Genomic DNA, 4993 nt, shown 5'->3' on the forward strand with positions numbered 1-4993 from the left:
TCCGCGCGAGCTCGAACAGCTCCTGGGCCGACTCCCCGTGCAGCCGGCCCAGGGCCATGTCCACGATGTAGGGGGCGCTGCCCTCGGCGAGCAGGCGCTTCTGCTCCGTGCGCACGTGCTCGGCGTGGGCGAGGGCGAGCACGGACGGCAGGGGGCTGCCCGCGGGCGCGGTGTCGGCTGCGGCTCCCGCGAACGCGAACATCTCCTCGGTGCTGCCGCCCCGGGCGGCCGACAGGGTGCGCGTGCGGACCGTGTGGGCGGGGAACAGGTGGGGCGCGCGGGCGGTGATCTCACGCCAGATCCGGTCCTTCTCCTCCCGGTCCGCGCCCAGGCCCATCGCGGCGGTCTGGAGCCCGGCCCAGGGCGCCGCGTCGTCGGGGCGCAGCCGCGCGGCGGCCTCCAGTGCCTCCACCGCCTCGTGCAGGGCGGCGGAGGCGGCCTTCTCGTCGGCCCTGGTCCCGCCGGAGGGCCGGACCAGGGCGCGGGCCAGCAGCGTGTGGCCCAGCCAGAGCATGGTGTCGGCCCCGTCGGCACCGGCCGCCATGAGTCCGACGATCTCCTCGGGCAGGTCGACGGCGGCCCTGGCCAGCGCCTCGACCCGCAGCACGCGGGTCTCGGGGTCCTCCCGGCTCTCCACGAGCAGAGGGGTGCCGGCTTCGAGGTCGCCCTCGCGGACGGCCTCGCACGCGGTCCTCAGGACCGGGTCGACTCCGAAGGCCTCCGGTACCAGGTGCGCCCCGATGTCGGCGCCCCGACGCGGCACCCTGGCTGGTTTGCGTACGAATCGCCACATGCGACCGAGCGTAGCGGGCCCTCGGCCCCTCGGGCCCACGGGGCGACGGGGCGGCGGGCCCGCGCGGGGACCCGCTCGGGAACGCGGGGACCTGCCCGCGAACGCGCGACGCCGGTCCCCGGCCGCGCACCCGTCCCGCGTCCGGACGCCGCTTCGGGGAGGGCGGTGTGGCACCCTCCCGCAAGCAGAGAATAAGGTAAGGCTTCCCTTAACCGCGCGCTGGAGCGGGAGCCCCCACGGCTCCCCCGTGTCCGCCGTGCGGCCCGGAGCAGCGCTTCGCGACGAGTGAGAGGTGGGCGTACGTGAGGACTGCACGGGAGCGCGCGGCGGTCGGCCGCGGGAGGCGCCTGGCCGTGGCGGCGATCGCGCTGGCCGCCGCCGTGGCCGGATGCGCGACCGGGGCCGGGGAGGCCGACCAGCGGTCCTCCCCCGGCGCCGACGGCTACCCCGTGACCGTCCAGACCCGGCACGGCGGGGTCACGGTCGAGGAGAGCCCGAGCCGGGTCCTGGCCCTGGGCTTCGCCGCGGCGGACGAGGCCGTCTCCCTGGGGGTGACGCCGGTCGCCGTCGCCGCCGACCCCGAGACCCTGGAGGCCGCCACCCCCTGGCTGGCCGAGGAGCTGGCCGGGATCGCCGACCCCGGCCTGGTCTCGGCCGACGGCGGGCCCAACCTCGAAGCCATCGCCTCGGTGGAGCCCGACCTGATCCTGGCCCAGACCTACCAGGTTCCGGACGCGACCACGTTCGAGCGGCTCAACGCCATCGCGCCGACGGTCGCCCCGGACTCCGAGGCCCTCAACGTGGACTGGGACGCGCGCCTGCGCACCACAGCCCAGGCGCTGCGCGGTGAGGAGGAGGCCGAGGAGCTGATCACCGGCATCAGCGCGGCGTTCGCCGAGGTCGGCGGGCGGGTGCCCGACATCGGTTCCAGGACCTACCAGTGGGTGCGCGCCGACCCGGGGCGGTACGCCTTCGGCAACGGCTCGGTGCTCGAACTGTTCGGGCTGCGGCCCGCCGACAACCAGGACAACACCCAGACGGGCGACCCGCTGCCGCTGGAGCGCACCGGGGAACTCGACGCCGACGTGCTCATGGTGTGGGCCCCGACCGGGGAGGACCGCGACAGGCTGGCCGAGGACCCCCTCTTCCAGGAGCTGCCCGCGGTCGGGGCCTCGACCGTGTACTACGCCGACCTGGCCTTCGCCAACGCGCTGAACTCCCCCGCGCCCATCGGGCTGGAGTGGCTCAGGGGCGAGCTGGAGCCGGTCGTCGGACAGCTCTCCTGAGGGCGGCGGGCGGCCGGTCCCCGCTGGCCCCGCCCGCGGAGGAGCGACCGCCGAGGGCCCGACCGTGCGGCGGCTCGGACGCGGGCGGTCCCCGGCGGCGCTCCCCCGGGTAAACCGCCCGCGCCGCGCGCTCAGGGCCGCGTGATGTTGGCCTCCGGGACGATCTCCGGGGCCCCGTGCTGGATCGCGTCCGCCTCCTGGTCGGTGTCCTGCTCCTGCGCCGCGCGCTCGGCCTCGATCCCCTTGCGGTAGTACTCGACCTCCCGCCCGATCTGCTCCTCGTTCCACTCCAGCGGACCGGCGAGCAGCTCGGCCGCCTCCTCGGCGGCGGCGATGCCCCGGTCCCAGGTCTCGAAGGAGATCCGGGTGCGCCGGGACAGGACGTCCTCCAGGTGGCGAGCCCCCTCGGCCTCGGCCGCGTAGACGATCTCGGCGCGCAGGTAGTCCTCGGCGTGCGCGAGCGGTCGGCCGAGGTCGGGGCGCTCCCGGACCAGGTCGAGCAGGTCGTGGACCGAGGCGCCGTAGCGGCGCAGCAGGTGGGTGACGCGGGAGACGTGCAGCCCCGAGTTCCGGGCCAGCCGGTGGCGCTGGTTGTACAGCGCCCAGTAGCCGTCCGCGCCCACCAGGGGCAGCCGGTCGGTGACCGAGGCCGGGATCCCGTTGCCCAGGCCGTGCGCGACCGCGTCCACCGCGTCCTTGGCCATCACCCGGTAGGTCGTGTACTTGCCCCCGGCGATGAGGACCAGGCCGGGCACGGGATGGGCCACCGTGTGCTCGCGGGAGAGCTTGGAGGTCTCCTCCGACTCCCCCGTCAGCAGCGGCCGCAGACCCGCGTACACGCCCTCGACGTCGTCCCGGCCCAGGGGCGTGCGCAGGACCTGGTTGACGTGGTCGAGGACGTAGTCGATGTCGGCCCGGCTCGCCGCGGGGTTCTCCTTGTCCAGGTCCCACGCGGTGTCGGTGGTGCCGATGATCCAGTGGCGGCCCCACGGGATGACGAACAGGACGCTCTTCTCGGTCCGCAGGATCATCCCGGAGGAGGCCTGGATGCGGTCGCGCGGCACCACGAGGTGGATGCCCTTGGACGCGCTGACGTGGATCTGGCCCCGGCCGCCGACCATCTCCTGGATGTCGTCGGTCCACACCCCGGCGGCGTTGACCACCTGGCGGGCCCGGACGCGCCGCTCGCCGCCGCCCTCCAGGTCGGCGACGGTGGCGCCGACGACGTGCTCGCCCTCGCGCAGGAACCCGACCGCCTGGGCGCGGGAGGCGATCTTGGCCCCCAGGCCGGCGGCGGTGCGCAGCACGCTGATGACCAGGCGGGCGTCGTCCACCTGGCAGTCCCAGTACTGGATGGCCCCGGCGAGGGCGCTGCGCTTGAGCGCGGGGAAGACCCGCAGCGCCCCGGACCTGGTCAGGTGGCGGTGCGTGGGCAGTCCGCGGTTGTTGCGCGAGCTCATGGCGAGGGCGTCGTAGAGGGTGACGCCCGCGCCGATGTAGGCGCGCTCCCAGTGGTGGGCGAACGGGAACAGGAACGGCACCGGGCGGACCAGGTGCGGGGCGATGGTGGTGAGGAGCAGGCCGCGTTCGTGGAGCGCCTCGCGGACGAGCTCGAAGTCGAACTGCTCCAGGTAGCGCAGGCCGCCGTGGATGAGCTTGCTGGACCGGCTGGAGGTGCCCGACGCGAAGTCGCGCGCCTCGACCAGCCCCGTGGACAGTCCGCGCGAGACCGCGTCCAGGGCGATGCCCGCCCCGACGATGCCTCCCCCGACCACGAGGACGTCGAGTTCCTCGTCGGCCATCGACGCGAGCGTCTCGGCGCGCCCCTTCGGTCCCAGCCAGGTGGTAGTCATCCGTCTCCTCCGTCTCGATGGGTCTCCTCCCAGGCGCATACCCGCCCCGGGCCCGTGTCCATCCGAGAGGGCCCCAGGCTAACCGGGGTCGATGATCACACCGGGTGTCCGGCACCGGCGTGTCACGGGGAGTTCGGATGGGGGCGGGAAGCGTTTCACCTCCTCGTCAGGGCCTGGGCGGGGAGGGCGGCGACCGCGGTGCTCTGCCGAAAGGCCCAGCCGACGCTCTGGCCCCGGGAGATGTCGAGGACCAGCAGGAGCGGTCCGGCGGTGACCGTCAACGCGCCGGGGGCGTCGGACCCGGTCGGACCGGGGCGGCGGCTGTCGGCGGGCAGGGCGCGCGGCGCCCCCGAGGCGGGCCGGAGACGGCCCGCCCGCGAGGGCCGACCGCCGGGTCGGACCACCGGATCAGTCCGTCTGGTCAGACGGCCGGGTCAGGCCGCGTCGGCGTAGGCGTGCGCGTAGGCCAGGACGTCGGCGACGTACTCGTCGGAGCGGTTGTACTCCAGGATCGCCGCCTCCCAGTCGGCCGCGACGGTCAGGTCGCGGCCCTCCGCGCACAGGTACCGGGCCGCGGCGAGCGCGGCGTCGTCGATGTTGTGCGGGTCGGGGTCGCCACCGGACGGGGAGTCGCCCCAGCGCTCCCAGGTGTGCGGGATGAACTGCATCGGGCCGATCGCCCGGTCCCACTCGGTGTCGCCGTCGTACCGGCCGCCGTCGGTGTCCGGGATGGCCCGGGTCCGGTTGGTGCCGTCCAGCGGGATGCCGATGATGTCGACGGTCGTGTTGCCGTCGTCGCCGATCTCTCCCCCGGCGTAGGTGCCGTGGTGCGACTCGATGTAGCCGATCCCGGCCAGGGTGGGCCAGGACAGCTGGCACGAGGGCTGGTCCCGGGCGACCACCAGCTGCGCGCCCGCGTACCCCTCCAGGGCCCGGCGCGGGATCCCGGTCGCCTCCGACACCTGGTCGAGCCACTCGGCGCTGGGGCGCTCCTCGACGGCGGGGGTCTGGCGCTCGTCGGCGCCCGCCTCCTCGGGGGCGGGGTCGCCCTCCTCCGGGGT

Annotated in this window: 5 protein-coding genes; 1 reads left to right on the top strand and 4 read right to left on the bottom strand. The window is 75.1% G+C overall.

Annotation, left to right across the window (positions count from 1 at the left end):
* Positions 1–793: hypothetical protein (locus DQW06_RS16185; RefSeq protein WP_232833046.1), on the bottom strand; the 793-nt coding region annotated here is incomplete at its 3' end.
* A 302-nt stretch (positions 794–1095) separates the two neighbouring features.
* Here DQW06_RS16185 and DQW06_RS16190 point away from each other — a divergent pair.
* Complete coding sequence (locus DQW06_RS16190) at positions 1096–2079, top strand: ABC transporter substrate-binding protein (RefSeq protein WP_117198841.1); 984 nt, start codon at positions 1096–1098, stop codon at positions 2077–2079.
* Positions 2080–2210: 131 nt separating this feature from the next.
* On the opposite strand, the gene glpD is transcribed toward DQW06_RS16190, so the two are convergent.
* The 3 genes from glpD to DQW06_RS16205 form a co-directional block, all read right to left on the bottom strand.
* Positions 2211–3932: a glycerol-3-phosphate dehydrogenase gene (glpD, locus tag DQW06_RS16195; protein WP_013155023.1), complete on the bottom strand. Its 1722-nt coding sequence runs from the start codon at positions 3930–3932 to the stop codon at positions 2211–2213.
* 155 nt (positions 3933–4087) lie between these two features.
* Positions 4088–4336, bottom strand: a complete 249-nt coding sequence (locus DQW06_RS16200) for a hypothetical protein (protein WP_013155024.1) — start codon at positions 4334–4336, stop codon at positions 4088–4090.
* A gap of 30 nt (positions 4337–4366) precedes the next feature.
* Positions 4367–4993, bottom strand: a 627-nt coding sequence (locus DQW06_RS16205; RefSeq protein WP_117198842.1) for a lytic transglycosylase domain-containing protein, incomplete at its 5' end; no start/stop codon positions are given.

Source organism: Nocardiopsis sp. TNDT3 (assembly GCF_003427465.1).
GTDB classification, from domain to species: domain Bacteria; phylum Actinomycetota; class Actinomycetes; order Streptosporangiales; family Streptosporangiaceae; genus Nocardiopsis; species Nocardiopsis dassonvillei.